We start from the raw sequence: 16,804 nt of genomic DNA, 5'->3' as shown, positions 1-16,804 counted from the left end.
TCGCTTGGCGGTGTCGGACCTTGCTACTGATACGACGGAGGCGACATGCAGGACGAAAAGCGGCTGGTCTCCATGCTGCGCGAATTCCTCGACAGCGAGGCGGCCGGCGGCCTCGTCCTGATGGCTGCGGCGGCCTTGGCCCTGATCGTCGCCAATTCGCCGCTGGGCGAGGCTTATTTCTCCGCCCTCCATGCCTATCTCGGACCGCTCAGCGTCTCGCACTGGATCAATGACGGCCTGATGGCGGTGTTCTTCCTGCTGGTCGGCCTCGAGATCAAGCGCGAAATGCTTGACGGCCAGCTGTCGACCTGGCCGCGCCGCGTGCTGCCCGGCATCGCCGCCGCCGGCGGCATGGCAGCGCCGGCACTGGTCTACGTCGCCATCAACCACAACAATCCAGCCGCTCTGTCTGGCTGGGCGATCCCAACCGCCACCGATATCGCCTTTGCGCTCGGCGTGCTGTCGCTGCTCGGCAGGCGCGTCCCGGGCTCGCTGAAGATATTCCTCACCGCGCTCGCCATCATCGACGATCTCGGCGCGGTGCTCATCATCGCGGTGTTCTATACCAGCGGCCTCTCGCTCGCCTATCTCGGCGCCGCCTTCGCCGTGATCGCGCTGCTGGTGGTGCTCAACCGCATGCGGGTGCTGACGCTGCTGCCGTACATCTTGCTCGGCATCGTTCTGTGGGTTTTGGTGCTCAAATCGGGCGTCCATGCGACGCTCGCCGGCGTCGCGCTGGCCCTCACCATACCGCTGAAGATATCGCCGGGCAGCGGCCATGATCTCGACCATTCGCCGCTGCACCGGCTCGAACACGGCCTGCACAAAGTCGTCGCCTTTTTCGTCATCCCGATTTTCGGCTTTGCCAACGCCGGCGTCTCGCTCGCCGGTCTCAGCGCTGCCGCCCTGGCCGAGCCGCTGACGCTCGGCGTCGCCGCCGGCCTCGTCTTGGGCAAGCTGGTCGGCGTGTTCGGGTCTTCCGCGCTTGCCATCCGGCTTGGCTTCGCCGATCTGCCGGCCAATGCCGGCTGGCTGCACATGGTCGGCATTTCGCTGCTCTGTGGCATCGGTTTTACCATGAGCCTGTTCATCGGCCTGCTCGCCTTCGCCAGCGACGCCGCCCTGCAGGACGCGGTCAAGGTCGGCATCCTCGCTGGCTCCTTTATCGCCGCGCTCCTAGGCGCCGCTGTGCTGCTGGTGGCGCCGGCCGGAGGCGAGGCGGAGGAGGCGGAAGAATAGGCGTCTCCTCGCGGGCGCTACCCGTGAGCGACCATGACGTGGCGGACGGCCGTATAGTCCTCCAGCGCGTAGAGCGACATGTCCTTGCCGTAGCCGGATTGTTTCAACCCGCCATGCGGCATCTCGTTGGTCAGCATGAAATGGGTATTGATCCAGGTGCAGCCATATTGCAGCCGGGCCGCCGTCGCCATGGCGCGCGAAACATCCTTGGTCCACACCGACGACGCCAGGCCATAGTCAGAGTCATTGGCCCAGTCCACCGCTTCGTCGACTTCGGAAAAGCGGGTGACCGAGACCACCGGACCGAACACTTCGCGGCGCACGATCTCGTCCTCCTGCAGCGCGCCGGCGACGACGGTCGGCTGGTAGAAGAAGCCGGAGCCCTCGCCCGGCTTGCCGCCCGTGGTGATCTCGATGTGCTTGAGCTCAGAGGCGCGCTCGACGAAGCTCGAGACGCGGTCGCGCTGGCGACGCGAGATCAGCGGGCCGATCTCGTTTTCGGTATCGTCAGGACGATCATACTTGATGGTCGAGACGGCAGCGGAGAGGTCGGCGACGAGCTTGTCGTAGATCTTCTTGCCAGCGTAGATGCGGCAGGCGGCGGTGCAGTCCTGGCCGGCATTGTAATAGCCGAAGGCGCGCAGGCCGTTGACCACCGCGCCGAGATCGGCGTCGTCGAAGACGATGACCGGCGCCTTGCCGCCGAGCTCGAGATGCGTGCGCTTGACCGATTTGGCGGCAGCCTGCAGCACCTTCTTGCCGGTGGCGACGTCGCCGGTGATCGAGATCATGTTGACCTTCGGGTGGTTGATCAGCGTGTTGCCGACGCTGTCGCCGCGACCGAGCACGACGTTGACGACGCCTTCCGGCAGGATCTCGGCAAGGATTTTCGCCAGCTTCAGCGCGGTCAGCGGCGTCTGTTCCGACGGCTTGAAGACGACGGTGTTGCCGCCGGCAATCGCCGGCGCCAGCTTCCAGGCCATCATCATCAGCGGATAGTTCCACGGCGCGATCGACGCGACAACGCCGATGGCGTCGCGGCGGACCATCGAGGTGTGGCCGGGAATGTATTCGCCTGCGACCTGGCCGGGCATCGAGCGGACCGCGCCGGCAAAGAAGCGGTAGCAGTCGACGATCGCCGGGATCTCGTCATTGAGCACGGCATTGATCGGCTTGCCACAGTTCAGCGCCTCGAGCGCCGCGAAATCCTGTGCAGCAGCCTCGATGCGATCGGCGATCTTCAGGAGATAGCCGGCGCGCTGCGCCGGTGTTGTGCGGGACCAGGTGACGAAGGCTTTTTCGGCAGCAAGCACGGCCGCCTCGATCTGCGCTGGGCTGGCCTCAGGCAGATTGAGGATGGTCGCCCCGGTCTTCGGGTTGAGGATCGGCTCCTCGGTCTCGGTGCCTTTTTCGAATTTCGAGCCGATCAGCATCTGCGTGTCCATGGAAGTCTCTCCCTTATGAACGAGATCATTTGCCCGAACCGGCGATCTGGTCGCCGTCGCGGGTCAGGTAATAGGCAGCGAGGATGGGGAGCAGCGTCACCAGCACTACCACCATCGCCACGACATTGGTGACCGGACGCTGGCGCGGACGGATCAATTCTTCGAGCATCCAGATCGGCACCGTCTGCTGCTGGCCGGCGGTGAAGGTGGTGACGATGACCTCGTCGAAGGACAGCGCAAAGGCAAGCATGCCGCCGGCCAGCAGCGCGGTTGCGATGTTGGGCAGCACGACATGCCGAAAGGTCTGGAAACCATCGGCGCCGAGATCCATCGACGCCTCGATCATCGAGCCGGACGTGCGGCGGAAACGGGCGACCGCATTGTTGTAGACGACGACCACGCAGAAAGTGGCGTGGCCGAGCACGATCGTCCAGAACGAGAACGGGATTTCGGCCAGCGCGAAGGCCGAGCGCAGCGCGATGCCGGTGATGATGCCGGGCAGCGCGATCGGCAGGATGACCAGCAGCGAGATGGTTTCGCGGCCGAAGAATTTTGTGCGGGACACGGCGGCTGCGCATAGCGTGCCGAGGATCAGAGCGATGGCAGTCGAGATCGCCGCGACCCGCACAGACAATGACAGCGCCTGCCAGACGTCGGGGCGGTTCCAGGTGACGGCGAACCATTGCGTGGTCAAGCCCGGCGGCGGCCAGACGAAGCTCTTCTCCTCGGTGGTGAAGGCATAGACGAAGATCAGCAGGATCGGCAGGTGCAGAAAGAGCAGGCCGCCGGTGGCAGCGAGCTTCAGGCCGATCGGCGCGGATGGGCCACGGTCAGAGCGCATCGAAAGCCCCCATGCGCTTGGCGCCCCAGAGATAGAAGCCCATGATAACGATGGGCACCACGGTAAAGGCGGCGGCGAGCGGGATGTTGCCGGCGGTGCCTTGCTGCGAATAGACGGCCTGGCCGATGAACAGCCGCGAGGTGCCGATGATCTGAGGAATGATGTAGTCGCCGAGCGTCAGCGAGAAGGTGAAGATCGAGCCGGCAACGATGCCGGGCAGCGCCAGTGGGAACAGCACGTTGCCGAAGGTCTGGCCGGGCGAGGCGCCGAGATCGGACGAAGCCTCGACCAAATTGCCCGGCACGCGCTCGAGTGCGGCCTGCACCGGCAGGATCATGAATGGCAGCCAGACATAGACGAAGACGATGAAGGTGCCGGTTGAGGAGACCGACAATGAGTTGCCGCCGACGATCGGCAGCGATAGCCAGGCATCAAGCAGCCAGAGAAGATGCAATTTGGCCAGCAGCCATGTCAGGATGCCTTCCTTGGCCAGGATCAGCTTCCAGGCATAGATCTTGACCAGGTAGCTCGACCACAGCGGCAGCATGACGCCGAGATAAAACAGCGCCTTCCAACGGCCGCGCGCATAGCGCGCCGCGTAATAGGCGATGGGAAAGGCGATGATCGCCGCAGCCAGCGTCACCAGCGCCGCCATCGTCACCGTGCGCAGGATGATGTCGAGATTGGCGGCCTGCAGCAGGTCGCCATAAGTCTTCAGCGTGAACTCGCGGTTAATGAGGCCGGAGAACTCATCGATCGAAAAGAAGCTCTGCAAAAGCAGCGCAAACAGCGAGCCGATATAGACGATGCCGAGCCAAAGAACCGGGGGTAGCAGCATCAGGAGCAGCAAGAATTGCGGCCGGCGCCAGAAGAGATCGGAGAGCCCGCCGCGTACGCCGCCACTACCCGGCAGGATGGCGGGGGCCGTGGCCCGCGGCATGGCAGCGTCCAGGCTCATCCTAGCTCGTCCATCAGATGCAAATGCTCGCGGTTGAAGGTGAGCACCACCGCCTCGCCTTCCCGGGGCAAGGCAGCACCCGCCGGCACGATGGCATGCAGCCGCAAGCCCTCTGCATCGAGCGCCAGTCTTGTCGTGGCGCCGAGATAGTTGGTCGAGACCAGGCGGGCGGCAACCCCTTCGCCGTTGGCCCGGCCAATACGGATGGATTCGGGCCGCAGGCTGCCCCAGCGATGCTGGCCGGCATAGCGCTGGACGAAATCCGGCGGCAGCACGTTGGACGAGCCGACGAAATCGGCGACGAAGCGGGTCTTGGGACGCTGGTAGATGTCTTCCGGCGTGCCGATCTGCATAATCTTGCCGTCATTGAAGACGGCGACGCGGTCGGCCATCGACAGCGCTTCGCCCTGGTCGTGGGTGACGAACACGAAGGTGATGCCGAGCGCCTTCTGCAGCGATTTCAACTCCTCCTGCATGTTTTCGCGAAGCTTGAGGTCGAGGGCGCCGAGCGGCTCGTCGAGCAACAGCACCTTGGGCTGGTTGACCAGCGCACGGGCGAGCGCGACGCGCTGGCGCTGGCCGCCGGAAAGCTGGCCAGGGCGACGGGCGCCGTAGCCGGGAAGCCGCACCAGCGCCAGCGCTTCTTCCGCCGCCTTTTGCCGCTCCGGTCTGCCGACGCCCTTGACCATCAGCCCATAGGCGACGTTGTCGAGCACGTTGAGATGCGGGAACAGCGCATAATCCTGGAACACGGTGTTGACGTTGCGGCGATAGGGCGGCACGCCCTCGGCGCGTTCGCCGAAGATCGCGATCGAGCCCGCCGTCGGCTGCTCGAAACCGGCGATGAGGCGCAGGCACGTCGTCTTGCCCGAGCCGGAAGGCCCGAGCATAGCGAAGAACTCGCCCGGCACGATGTCGAGATCGACCGCGTCGACGGCACGCACGCTGCCGAAATGGCGAGAGACGTTTTGGAAGGAAACGGCGGAGGTCATGGGGCTGTCCTGATCTGTCAGGCTCATCAAATTTCAGGCGGTAGCGCTGCCTCTCATCCGCCTGCCGGCACCTTCTCCTCGTATAGTGGACGGGGAGAAGGGAGGCGCTCCAACGCTGGCGACCCCCGTTCTTCACGGGGAGAGGGTAAGGGTGAGGGGCAGCGCCGAGCTTCGTAGGTGAGGCGAACTCACCGCCCGCCGATGACGCCGATATAGTCCGACACCCAGCGGTAATAGGGCACGCACTGGTCGTTCTGGGTGGCGCATTTCGAGACCGGCGTCTTCCAGAACTTGATCTTGTCGAAATTGTCGTACCCGTTGGTCTTGCAGCCTTCTTCGCCGAGCAGTTCGTTGCCCTTGCAGGCGGCGGGCACCACCGGCAGCGAGCCGAACCAGGCGGAGACGTCGCCCTGCACTTTTGGCGACAGCGAATGCTCCATCCACATGTAGGCGCAGTTCGGGTGGGCAGCATCGGCCTCCATCATCGTGGTATCGGCCCAGCCGGTGACGCCCTCCTCGGGGATAGTCGAGGCGACCGGCTTCTTGGCCGCGATCAGCGTGTTGACCTGGTAGGGCCAAGAACCGGAGGCGACGACGCCTTCGTTCTGGAAATCGTCGACCTGGATGGCGGCGTCGTGCCAATAGCGTCCGACCAGCGTACGCTGGACCCGCAACAGGTCGAGCGCCGCCTTGTACTGATCCTCGGTCAGTTCGTACGGATCCTTGATGCCGAGCTCCGGCTTGTGAGCCATCAGGTAATTGGCGGCGTCGGCGATGTGGATCGGCCCGTCATAGGCCTGGACGCGGCCCTTGTTCGACTTGCCGTCGGGAAGCTTCAATTCCTCGAAGACCACGTTCCAGCTCTTCGGCGCCTCCTTGAACACTTCGGTGTTGTACATCAGCACGTTCGGCCCCCACTGATAGGGGACGCCGTAATGGACTCCGCCGACGGTGAACCAGGGCGCATCCTTCAGCCGGTCGTCGACCGTCTTCCAGCTCGGGATGAGGTCGGTGTTGATCGGCTGGACGCGCTTGCCGGCGACCAGACGCAGCGAGGCATCGCCCGAGGCGGTGACCAGGTCGAAACCGCCCTCGTTCATCAGCGAGACCATCTCGTCGGAGGTGTTGGCGGTCTTGACGTTGACCTTGCAGCCGGTTTCCTTCTCGAAGGACGTGACCCAATCATAGCCCTTGTCGGTTTCGCCGCGCTCGATATAGCCCGGCCAGGCGACGATAGTGACCTCGCCTTCGCCTTTGCCGAGCTCCTTGACCTGGGCGATGGCCTGGCCGGAGAAGCTCAGCGCGACCGTCAAGGCAGTGCATGATTTCAGCAATGAATTCATCGTCGATCTCCCATTTTTGCATGACCTCGAAACCGGTTTCGGGTTTCGGAAGAAGATCATGCGCCCGTTCCAAAACGTTGGATGCGCGGCTCTGAAGGGCCGTGCTCCTCGCATCGGCCCGAAAATCGGAATCGATTTTCGGAAAGTCCGATGCGAAAACTAAAAGTCTTAGAGCGTACTATGTGCGTCCAATTGGACGCACGTCGCTCTAACGGCAGCTTTGTTCCCTGACCGAAAAGTGCTGCGAAATTTCCGGTTTCGCAAATTCATTTATCAGAAAGCCGATATCGGTTTTTCCGATATATCAGCGGCCGATCTTCTCAGGCCGTTGGCGCACCATGCGCTGCGACTGGGCAAGTCCGATGAAGTCACGAGCCGCCTGCGGCAGGCCGGAGCCGCGCCGCCAGACCATGCCGACCTGGACGACTGGTAACGACCCCGAAATATCGCGAGATTCGATGCGGTCGCCTTCCAGCGACCATGGCCGGTAGACGAGGTCGGGCAGCAGCGCCACGCCGGCGCCGGTAGCGACGAGGCTGCGCACCGCTTCGACCGAGCGGGTGCGGAAGGCGACATGCGGCTTGGCGCCGATTGCCGTCAGCAGCTTTCCGGTATTCTCCTCGATCTCGTCGACGGTCAGCATGATCAGCGGTTCCGAGGCGATGTCGCCGATGCCGATGATGTCGGCACCGGCCAAGGGATGGCCGAGCGGCAGCCATAGCCGGTAGGCCGAGACTTCGAGGATTTCGGACTGCAGTGCCGTGCGGTCGCGCAGGTTCGAGGTGACCATGACGGCAATGTCGAGCTTGCCGCCAATTAACAGGTGCTCGAGATAGTCGCCATTGTCCTCGATCGCCGAGACCTCGACACCCGGATAGGCGCGGCGGTAGCGGGCAAGAAGATCGGAAAGCACATAGCCGGCGACCAGCGAGGTGACGCCAAGTTGCAGCCGCCCGCTTGCCGCGGCCTGTTCGCCGAAGAAGGCGCGGCGCGCATCGGAAACGTCGGCCAGGATCTTTCTCGCATGGCGCAGGAACTGGTGGCCTTTGTGGGTGATGTTCAAGCCGCGCGGGTGGCGCTCGAACAGCTCGACGCCGAGATCGTGCTCCAGCTCCTTGATCGCCTCGGTGACCGAGGATTGCGAGATCGACAGGTTCTGGGCGGCGCCCGACACTGTGCCCTGCTCGGCGACGGCGATGAAGAACTGCAATTGGCGGATGGTGAAAGCCATGGCCGGACTAAACACGGCAGAGGCGGCGCTGGGAAGTGGGTGCTGGCGCAGATCTCCCGATAGAGCTCACGATAGAGCTCAGCCCTCGCTTCCGCCATCGGCAATGCTGAGCCGTGCGCCGGCCTGGGCAAGGGCGGCGGCGATGTCGTGCGGCGGCGGACGGTCGGTCGCGAGTTCGGAAAAGCCGCCGAAGCCGCAGACCTGAACAAGGCCCTGGCGGCCGAATTTGCTATGGTCGGTGACGACAAGCGAACGCTGGCCGCGCGACAGCACCATGCGGGCGAATTCGGCCTCTTCCAGATCATAGTCCATGACGCCGGTGACGGCATCGACCGCACCGGTCGATATCACTGCATGGCTGACGGAAAAGCGGCTGACGAATTCGATGGCAGAGACGCCAAAGGCAGCACCGGAATCGCTGCGCAGCTCGCCGCCGGCCATGTAGACCTTATTGCCGTTGACGGTGGCCAATGTGCGGGCGATGTCGGAGGAGTTGGTGACGACCGTCAGCCGCCGGTGGCCGAGCAGTTCCCGGGCCAGGAAAGACGTGGTGGTGCCGGTGTCGAGCATGATCGATTCGCCGTCGCGGATGGTGGCGGCGACCATGCGCGCTATTGCCCGCTTGGCATCGGCGTTCTCGCGCATGCGCCGCTCGAACGGCGCTTCGCCGGCAATCGACGGCAGGCCGACGGCGCCGTGCATCTTGAGGATGGAACCGTCGCTGGTCAGTGGCTTGACGTCGCGGCGTACTGTCTCCAGCGAGACGCCCAGCCGGTCGGCCAGGCTCGCAATGGTCACGGTGCCTTCCTCCCTGAGGAGGCGCAGGATTTCGCCATGCCGCTTCGAGTGGACCATCGGTTCCATCCGGTCGGATTGTTGCACCGCTGACCGCTTCTACGGCATAAATGCCACTAACTCCAAGGAATTTAGCAAAATTCGGGCAAAAAACCAGAAAATACCACAATTTCGCGTTGACAACGCCTCCAGCGTGGCGCGACATTATCGCTGTGACAGGCTCGGAACGGAGGACGACGGCTGAGCCGCACGAAAAATCGCTTGCCCGAACGCCCGGGAGATCGTCGGGTGCAAGGGTACCGAAATTCAGGATCCGCGGGGGCGGATGCCGGCGTCGAAGAACCCGGCACAAAGGGGCTCGTCGGTGCGGTGCGGGATACCGATCCCGAGATCTGCACCGACGAGATCTTCGCGTTGCCTCCATTCCTCCGTCCGATTGTCATCGCTGGCCAGCCGTGACATGCGTGGAAGATTGACCCAATGTTGGACGAGATCGTGACTGTCGAAGACCGCATCCGTGCGCTGCCTTGCTGGACGGGCAGCATCGACATCGCGCCGCTGCCGGGCGGGCTGAGCAATGCCAATTATCTGGTCAAGGACGCGGCCGGGCGGCACGTCGTGCGGCTCGGCCAGGACTATCCGTTCCACCATGTCTTTCGCGAGCGCGAGATGATGACGGCGCGGGCAGCGCACGCGGCAGGCTTCGCTCCGGCCGTCCACTACACTGGACCCGGCGTCATGGTGACGGAGTATCTCGGCGCCAAGGCCTATGTCGCGCAGGACGTGCGCGCCGATCTCGGCCGCGTTGCCGCGTTGCTGCGCGGTTTCCACCGGGAGATGCCCGGTCATGTCTCCGGCGCCGGCTTCATGTTCTGGGTATTCCATGTCATTCGCGACTATGCGCGCACGCTGGAGGAAGGCCGCAGCCGCAAGCTGGGCGAACTGCCGCGCCTGCTGACGCTGGCGGACGAGCTCGAGCGCGCGCAAAAGCTGCTGCCGATCGTCTTCGGCCATAATGACCTCTTGCCGGCTAACATAATCGACGACGGTCACAGGCTGTGGCTCATCGATTTCGAATATGCAGGCTTCAACACCGCGATGTTCGACCTTGCCGGCGCGGCGTCGAATGCAGGCATGAGCGACGAGGAGTCCTTCGCCTTCCTCACCGCCTATTTCATGAAGGAGCCGGACCCGGCGATACGGCGCTCGCACGCCGCCATGCAATGCGCGTCGCTGCTGCGTGAGGCGATGTGGGGCATGGTTTCCGAGCTTTACCTCGACGCGCCCGGTGTCGACTACGGCGCCTACGCCGACGAAAACCTGGCGCGGCTCGAAGCCGCCCTGGAAAACTACAGGACAAAATACGGGACGCGGACATGACCTTGCCCGCCCAGGCCGGGATCGTCGTCATCGGCGGTGGCATCATCGGCTGTTCGACGGCCTATCATCTGGCGCGCGACCACAAGGCCGAAATCGTGCTGCTCGAACAGGGCAAACTGACCTCGGGTTCGACCTGGCATGCTGCCGGGCTGGTCGGCCAGCTACGCTCGTCGGCGTCGATCACGCGCGTGCTCAAATATTCGGTCGATCTCTACAAGGGGCTGGAAGCCGAAACCGGCCTCGCCACCGGCTGGAAGATGACTGGCTGCCTGCGCCTCGCCACCAATGCCGACCGCTGGACCGAGTATAAGCGGCTGGCAACGACGGCTAAGAGCTTCGGCATGGACATGCATCTGCTGTCGCCGGCCGAGGTCAAGGAAATGTGGCCGCTGCTGGAAGCCGGCGACCTCGTCGGCGCGTCCTGGCTGCCGACCGACGGTCAGGCAAGCCCTTCCGACATCACCCAGTCGCTGGCCAAGGGTGCGCGCATGCATGGCGCAAAATTGTTCGAGGAGGTGCGGGTCACCGGCTTTGAAATGACCAACGGCCGGATCGTCAAGGTTAGGACGAACAGGGGCGATATCGCCTGCGACAAGGTGGTGAACTGCGCCGGGCAATGGGCGCGGCAGGTGGGTGCGCTCGCCGGCATAAACGTGCCGCTGCAGCCGGTGAAGCACCAGTACATCATCACCGAGAGGATCGTCGGCTTGGCGACCGACGCGCCGACAATTCGCGACCCCGATCGCCGCACCTATTTCAAGGAGGAGGTCGGCGGGTTGGTGATGGGCGGCTACGAGCCGAACCCGCAGGCGTGGACGACCGGTCTGCCGGGCGGCGATGTGCCGGACGATTGGGAGTTTCGGCTGTTCGACGATGATTACGGTCATTTCGAGCAGCATATGAGCCAGGCGATCGAGCGTGTCCCGGCGCTCGCCAATGCCGGCGTCAAGCAGATGATCAACGGGCCGGAGAGCTTTACGCCGGATGGCAATTTCATCCTCGGTGTGGCGCCGGAATGCGCCAATATGTTCGTCGGCGCCGGCTTCAATGCCTTCGGCATCGCGTCCGGCGGCGGCGCCGGCTGGGTGCTGGCGCAATGGGTCGTCGACGGCGAGGCGCCGCTCGATCTGTGGGTGGTCGACATCCGCCGCTTCTCCGATCTCCACCGCGACCGGCAATGGGTCCGCGACCGCACGCTGGAAGCCTATGGCAAGCACTACACGATCGGCTTCCCGCATGAGGAATATGTCAGCGGCCGGCCGCGCATCGTCTCGCCTTTGTACGAGCGGCTGCAAAAACATCGCGCCGTGTTCGGCTCGAAACTTGGCTGGGAGCGGCCGAACTGGTTCGCGCCGGAAGGCATCGAGCCGAAGGACGTCTATTCGATGGGCCGGCAGAACTGGTTCCCGGCGGTTGGCGACGAGCACCGCCACGTGCGCGAAAAGATCGGTATTTTCGACCAGTCGTCTTTCGCCAAATACGAAATGACCGGAGCCGACGCGCTGAAGGCGCTGGACTGGATCTGCGCCAATGACGTCGCCAAACCGGTCGGCCGGCTGACCTACACGCAGCTCCTCAACACGCGCGGCGGCATCGCGGCCGATTTGACCGTGGCGCGGCTCGGTGAGGAGAAATTCTACATCGTCACCGGCACCGGGTTCCGCACGCATGATTTCTCCTGGATTGCCGATCATATCGGCAGGGAGTTCGACGTGACGCTGACCGACGTCACGGAGGATTTTGGCACGCTGTCGCTGATGGGGCCGCGCGCCCGCGACGTGCTGTCCGATGTGACCGACGCGGATGTGTCGAATACAGCTTTCCCGTTCGGCCATGTTCGCGAGATCGCCATTGCCGGCCACATCGTGCGGGCACTGCGCGTCACCTATGTCGGTGAGCTCGGCTGGGAATTGCATGCGCCGATCGCGGCGACGGGCGAGGTTTTCGATGCGCTGATGGCGGCGGGCGAGACCTACGACATCCGCCCGGTCGGCTACCGGGCGCTGGAATCACTGCGGCTGGAAAAAGGCTACCGCGCCTGGGGCTCCGACATCACGCCCAACGACACGCCGCAGGAGGCCGGCCTCGGCTGGGCGGTGAAGCTCAGAAAAAACACCGATTTCCTCGGCCGGCGGGCCTTGGAGAAGGTCGACGGTTCGCCGCCCAGGAAACGTTTTGCCGGCTTCACGGTCGACGATCCGGACATCGTCCTGCTCGGGCGCGAGACCATCCTGCGCAACGGCGAGGCGGTCGGTTATCTCACCAGCGGCGGCTATGGCTACACCATCGGCAAGAACATCGGCTACGGCTATGTGCGCAATGCCGATGGCGTCAACGATGATTTCCTCACTTCCGGCAACTACGAGCTGGTGGTGGCAATGGAACGGACGCCGGCTAAGATACACCTCGAGCCGCTTTACGATCCGGCAGGAGCAAAGGTGAAGGCGTAGAGCCTTCCGGTTTCAGCCTCAGTTCACGATGAGCACCAGCCCCCGGCTCGGCACGGTATCGGCCTCGCCTGGCATCGAAACATAGGGCGGCGTCTCTTCGGCGCGCGTGACGGTGCCTTGCGCCTCGAGCTCGGCGATCCGCGCGGCAAACCCGGCATCCCACAGCGTGTTCTTCACTGTCAGCACGATCACCCCGCCCGGCCGGCAGATGCGGATCAGCTCGTCCAGACCCTCGGCCCCGACATGGCCGGACGTGAAGACGCCGGCTGAGATGATCCCGGCATAGGCGTCGTCCACGAAGGGCAGCGGTCCGCCAAGCGCCAGGCAGTGCAGCGCTGAATAGACGCCCTTGCGCGCGGCTTGCGCCAGCATGCCTTCCGAGATGTCGAGCGCCTCGACCTGCGGATAACCGGTAATGGCAAGCCATTCGCCGATGAGCCCGGTGCCGGCGCCGGCATCGAGCAGAGGAGCGGCGCCGCGCGCCAGATGGCGGGCCAGCAAGGCAAGGCAGATGGTGGGATGGCGATAGCCAGCCGCCGACATGTCGGCGTCATAGGTGCCTGCCCAACTGTCGTAGAGCGCCGCGACGTCTTCCGGCCGCTTCGCCGCATAGGCTGCGGCGAGTGCGCTCTGCTGATTGCTGTCCGTCATCGCTTTCCGTCGCCTGGTATCGATCCGCAACGCGATCATAGCCAAACGGCGAAAACTGTGGAACCGTCGTCGTCCCAATAACACGGGGAAAGGAGCGAAATCCATGGCGGACGACCGGGCGCGCGCCGCACTTGCGGCTATTCCGGTGCTGGCCGGCTACGAGGGGCCGCTGGAACGGCTTGGCGGCCTCACCAATCTCGTCTTCAGAGCGGGAGATTTCTGCCTGCGTATCCCCGGCAAGGGTACCGAGGAATACATCAACCGCGCCAACGAGGCAGTGGCGGCGCGGGAAGCGGCGAAGGCCGGCGTCAGTCCCGATGTGCTGCATGTCGATGCCGAGACCGGCGTGTTGGTGACCCGCTTCGTTGCCGGTGCCGAGACGATGTCACCGGAAAAGTTCAAGACTCGGCCGGGCAGTCCGGCACGCGCCGGCAAGGCCTTTCGCAAACTGCACACATCCGGCGCGGTGTTCCCCTTCCGCTTCGAGCTGTTTGCGATGATCGACGATTATCTGAAAGTGCTGTCGACCAAGGACGTCGCCCTGCCTGCCGGCTACCACGATGTGGTCCGCGAGGCGGAGGCAGTGCGCTCAGCACTTGCGGCTCAACCTCTGCCGATCGTCGCCTGCCACTGCGACCCGCTATGCGAAAACTTTCTCGATACTGGGGACAGGATGTGGATCGTCGACTGGGAATATTCCGGCATGAACGATCCGCTCTGGGATATCGGCGACCTCAGCGTCGAAGGGCAATTCGACGCCGCGCAGGACGAGGAGATGACGCTGGCCTATTTCGGCGGCGAGCCGAGACCGGCGGAGCGCGCCCGCATCGTCATTTATAAGGCGATGTGCGACCTGCTGTGGACGCTGTGGGGACTGATCCAGCTTGCCAACAAAAATCCGGCCGACGACTTTCGCGCCTATGCCGACGGCCGGTTTGCGCGCTGCAAGGCGCTGATGGAGACGCCGGAATTTTCGCGGCATCTTGCGGCTATGCGCCGGGGTTAGTTCACGCCCTTTGGCACGTTTTCGGGCGGTACCGTGTCGACCACCTTCTGGCGGTGGAAGATGAACAGGCCGGCCAGCACGACGATGGCCGAGCCGACCAGGATACGCGGCCCAGGCACATCGCCGAAGAAGGCCAGGCCGAAGACCACTGCCCACAAAAGCAGGCTGTAATGCAGCGGCGCCAAGGTCGAGGCAGGGGCAAGCTTCAACGCCCGGGTGATCATCAGGTGCGCGCCGCAGGAGACGACGCCAAGAAGCAGCATGGCGCCGAAATCGAGCGATGACGGCGTCTTCCAACTGCCTATGGTCAACGCAGCGCCGACCAGCAGCGTGCCGATGCTCTGCCAGGTGACCAGCGAAGTGTCGCTGGTGCCGCGCAGCCGCCGGTTGAGGATGATGGCGAAGGCAAATGAAATGCTGCCGGCGAGCGCGAACATCGAGGACAGCGAGAACGCGGCCGAGGATGGCTTCAGCATGATCAGCACGCCGCAGAAGCCGACCAGGATCGCCGCCCAGCGGCGCCAGCCGACCCTTTCGCCGAGCAGGAAATGCGACAGCGCCGCCACGTAGATCGGCCCGGCCATGTAAAAGCTCATCACATCGGCGAGCGGCAGATAGACGACCGCCGCGTAGAACAGCGCCGTGTCGAGCGTCGTCATCACCACGCGCAGCAGCTGCAGCTCCGGCCGCTCCATGCGAAACAGCTTGGCCGGGCCCTGATGTGCAATCATCGGCCCGAGTATGAAAAACGCGCCGATCGAGCGGATCAGCACGACCTGGCCGACGGAAAAACTGGCGACCAGCCACTTGCCCATCGCGTCGTTCAGCGCAAACAGGAAGTCGCCGGCGAGCATCAGCAGGATGCCGGCCAGCAGCACGTTCATGATCGTTGAGTACTGGGCTGCGGGCCGCGCCATTCCGTTACCGGTTCCTCGCCGTGGGGTACGGTGACCCGCGTCGTAGTCGCAAGCTGCAGCCATGACGAGGCGAAAATCGAGAATTCGGTAAGACCAGCGCCGGAAATCGGCTGGACTAAGCGTGGCGCCGGTTCACCGTGCCCGGCCTTCCGGCGATCGAAAGCCGCGTGTCCTGCCGGCTGCGCTCGGCCACCACCTTGCCCCTGGCGATGACGCAGAGACGCTCTGGGCGCAGGCGCAGCGCCTCGACTGGGTTGCCGGCATCGAGAACGACCAGGCTGGCGCGCTTGCCGACCGCCAGGCCAAGGTGGTCGAGGCCCATGATGGCGGCATTGACGTTGGTGACCATGTCGAAGCAGCGCGCCATCTCGGCCGGGCTCGACATCTGCGCGACATGCAGGCCCATGAAGGCGACGTCGAGCATGTCTGCGGTGCCCAGCGAATACCAGGGGTCGAGCACGCAATCCTGGCCCCAGCCGACGCGGATGCCTTGCGCCAGCATCTCCTTGACCCGCGTCAGTCCGCGGCGCTTGGGAAAGGTGTCGTGGCGGCCCTGCAGCATGATGTTGATCAGCGGATTGGGGATCGCCGAAACGCCGGCCTCGGCAATCAGCGGCAATAGCTTCGAAACGTAGTAATTATCCATCGAATGCATCGATGTCAGGTGCGAGCCGGCCACTCTGCCCTGCAACCCGAGCCGCTGCGTCTCATAAGCAAGCTGCTCGATGTGGCGCGACAGCGGATCGTCGGTCTCGTCGCAATGCAAGTCGACCATCAGGCCGCGCTTCGCCGCGATTTCGCAGAGCTCGGTGACGGAGCGCGTGCCGTCGGCCATTGTGCGCTCGAAATGCGGAATGCCGCCGACGACATCGACGCCTATGTCGAGCGCCCGGATGGTGTTGTCGCGCGCCGTCGGCGAGCGGTAAAACCCGTCCTGCGGGAAGGCGACCAGCTGCAGGTCGATATAGGGGCCAACCGTCTTCTTCACGTCGAGCAGCGCCTCGACCGCCAGCAGGCGGTCGTCGCAAACATCGACATGGGTGCGGATGGCGAGCAGGCCCATCGACACCGCCCAGTCGCAATAGGCGAGCGCACGGTCGCGCACCGCTTCGTGGGTCAGAAGCGGCTTCAACTCGCCCCAAAGCGAGATGCCTTCGAGCAGCGTGCCCGAGACATTGATGCGCGGAATGCCGAGCGAAAGCGTGGCGTCCATATGGAAATGCGGATCGACGAAGGGCGGCGAGACCAGATTGCCATGGGCATCGATCGCCGTGCCGGCGCTGACGTTCAGCTCGGGCTCTATCGCTGCGATCGTTTCGCCGACGATGCCGATATCGGCGATCCTGCCGTCGGGCAGCGTCCCGCCGCGCACCACAAGGTCAAAATCCATCTAGCGCCACCTCGTTCAAAAAAGCCGTTTCTTCCCATGCAGCGTGCTGCCGCAAGGCGGAACCTTCAGGCGCGGCCCTTCCCTTCTCCCACAAGGAGGGCTTTGCACGGGAAGCGAAATCCTGGTTGGTGAGTTAATGGGGCTTTTTTGAAGGCCGGGAAAGCAG

At 64.1% G+C, this 16,804-nt stretch carries 14 protein-coding genes; 4 read left to right on the top strand and 10 right to left on the bottom strand.

Annotated elements, in window-relative coordinates; all coding sequences use genetic code 11:
* Nucleotides 1-45 precede the first annotated feature (45 nt).
* Nucleotides 46-1,239 (top strand): Na+/H+ antiporter NhaA, encoded by a 1,194-nt coding sequence (nhaA, locus tag NKJ32_RS15350; protein WP_352568332.1) that lies wholly within the window; start codon nucleotides 46-48, stop codon nucleotides 1,237-1,239.
* Nucleotides 1,240-1,256: 17 nt separating this feature from the next.
* On the opposite strand, the gene NKJ32_RS15345 is transcribed toward nhaA, so the two are convergent.
* The 7 genes from NKJ32_RS15345 to NKJ32_RS15315 all read right to left on the bottom strand — a co-directional run bounded on the left by NKJ32_RS15345 (nucleotide 1,257) and on the right by NKJ32_RS15315 (nucleotide 8,904).
* Nucleotides 1,257-2,684, bottom strand: coding sequence for a gamma-aminobutyraldehyde dehydrogenase (locus NKJ32_RS15345; RefSeq protein ID WP_352568331.1), 1,428 nt, complete (start codon nucleotides 2,682-2,684; stop codon nucleotides 1,257-1,259).
* Nucleotides 2,685-2,709: 25 nt separating this feature from the next.
* Entirely contained in the window at nucleotides 2,710-3,525 is an 816-nt protein-coding gene (locus NKJ32_RS15340; protein WP_023676345.1) for an ABC transporter permease, read from the bottom strand.
* Nucleotides 3,515-4,465: an ABC transporter permease gene (locus tag NKJ32_RS15335; protein WP_023676346.1), complete on the bottom strand. Its 951-nt coding sequence runs from the start codon at nucleotides 4,463-4,465 to the stop codon at nucleotides 3,515-3,517. Before NKJ32_RS15335 ends, NKJ32_RS15340 begins: the two co-directional genes overlap by 11 nt.
* 14 nt (nucleotides 4,466-4,479) lie before the next feature.
* On the bottom strand, nucleotides 4,480-5,475 hold the full coding sequence (locus tag NKJ32_RS15330; protein ID WP_352568330.1) for an ABC transporter ATP-binding protein: 996 nt from the start codon (nucleotides 5,473-5,475) through the stop codon (nucleotides 4,480-4,482).
* 188 nt (nucleotides 5,476-5,663) lie between these two features.
* Nucleotides 5,664-6,818 (bottom strand): ABC transporter substrate-binding protein, encoded by a 1,155-nt coding sequence (locus NKJ32_RS15325; RefSeq protein ID WP_023676348.1) that lies wholly within the window; start codon nucleotides 6,816-6,818, stop codon nucleotides 5,664-5,666.
* A gap of 304 nt (nucleotides 6,819-7,122) precedes the next feature.
* On the bottom strand, nucleotides 7,123-8,049 hold the full coding sequence (locus tag NKJ32_RS15320) for a LysR family transcriptional regulator (RefSeq protein WP_023676350.1): 927 nt from the start codon (nucleotides 8,047-8,049) through the stop codon (nucleotides 7,123-7,125).
* Nucleotides 8,050-8,127: 78 nt separating this feature from the next.
* Complete coding sequence (locus NKJ32_RS15315) at nucleotides 8,128-8,904, bottom strand: DeoR/GlpR family DNA-binding transcription regulator (protein WP_352568329.1); 777 nt, start codon at nucleotides 8,902-8,904, stop codon at nucleotides 8,128-8,130.
* Nucleotides 8,905-9,339: 435 nt separating this feature from the next.
* Between NKJ32_RS15315 and NKJ32_RS15310 the strand changes: the two genes are divergently transcribed.
* Complete coding sequence (locus tag NKJ32_RS15310; RefSeq protein ID WP_352828010.1) at nucleotides 9,340-10,224, top strand: phosphotransferase; 885 nt, start codon at nucleotides 9,340-9,342, stop codon at nucleotides 10,222-10,224.
* Nucleotides 10,221-12,674 carry a GcvT family protein gene (locus tag NKJ32_RS15305; RefSeq protein ID WP_352623198.1) on the top strand — a complete coding sequence of 818 codons (2,454 nt, stop codon included), beginning with the start codon at nucleotides 10,221-10,223 and terminating at the stop codon, nucleotides 12,672-12,674. Before NKJ32_RS15310 ends, NKJ32_RS15305 begins: the two co-directional genes overlap by 4 nt.
* A gap of 18 nt (nucleotides 12,675-12,692) precedes the next feature.
* Here NKJ32_RS15305 and NKJ32_RS15300 read toward each other — a convergent pair whose 3' ends face one another.
* On the bottom strand, nucleotides 12,693-13,325 hold the full coding sequence (locus NKJ32_RS15300) for a class I SAM-dependent DNA methyltransferase (protein WP_352454671.1): 633 nt from the start codon (nucleotides 13,323-13,325) through the stop codon (nucleotides 12,693-12,695).
* Between the two features lie 103 nt (nucleotides 13,326-13,428).
* Between NKJ32_RS15300 and NKJ32_RS15295 the strand changes: the two genes are divergently transcribed.
* On the top strand, nucleotides 13,429-14,331 hold the full coding sequence (locus NKJ32_RS15295) for a phosphotransferase (protein ID WP_352568326.1): 903 nt from the start codon (nucleotides 13,429-13,431) through the stop codon (nucleotides 14,329-14,331).
* On the opposite strand, the gene NKJ32_RS15290 is transcribed toward NKJ32_RS15295, so the two are convergent.
* Nucleotides 14,328-15,248, bottom strand: coding sequence for a DMT family transporter (locus NKJ32_RS15290; protein ID WP_352782155.1), 921 nt, complete (start codon nucleotides 15,246-15,248; stop codon nucleotides 14,328-14,330). The genes NKJ32_RS15295 and NKJ32_RS15290 overlap by 4 nt on opposite strands.
* Nucleotides 15,249-15,363: 115 nt before the next feature.
* Complete coding sequence (locus NKJ32_RS15285) at nucleotides 15,364-16,638, bottom strand: amidohydrolase family protein (RefSeq protein ID WP_352469954.1); 1,275 nt, start codon at nucleotides 16,636-16,638, stop codon at nucleotides 15,364-15,366.
* Nucleotides 16,639-16,804 lie beyond the last annotated feature (166 nt).

The organism is Mesorhizobium sp. M0159, from assembly GCF_040322295.1.
In the GTDB taxonomy this organism is placed as follows: Bacteria; Pseudomonadota; Alphaproteobacteria; order Rhizobiales; family Rhizobiaceae; genus Mesorhizobium.
The sequence above is the reverse complement of the archived record's forward strand: the minus strand, read 5'-3'. Positions and strand labels throughout refer to the sequence as shown.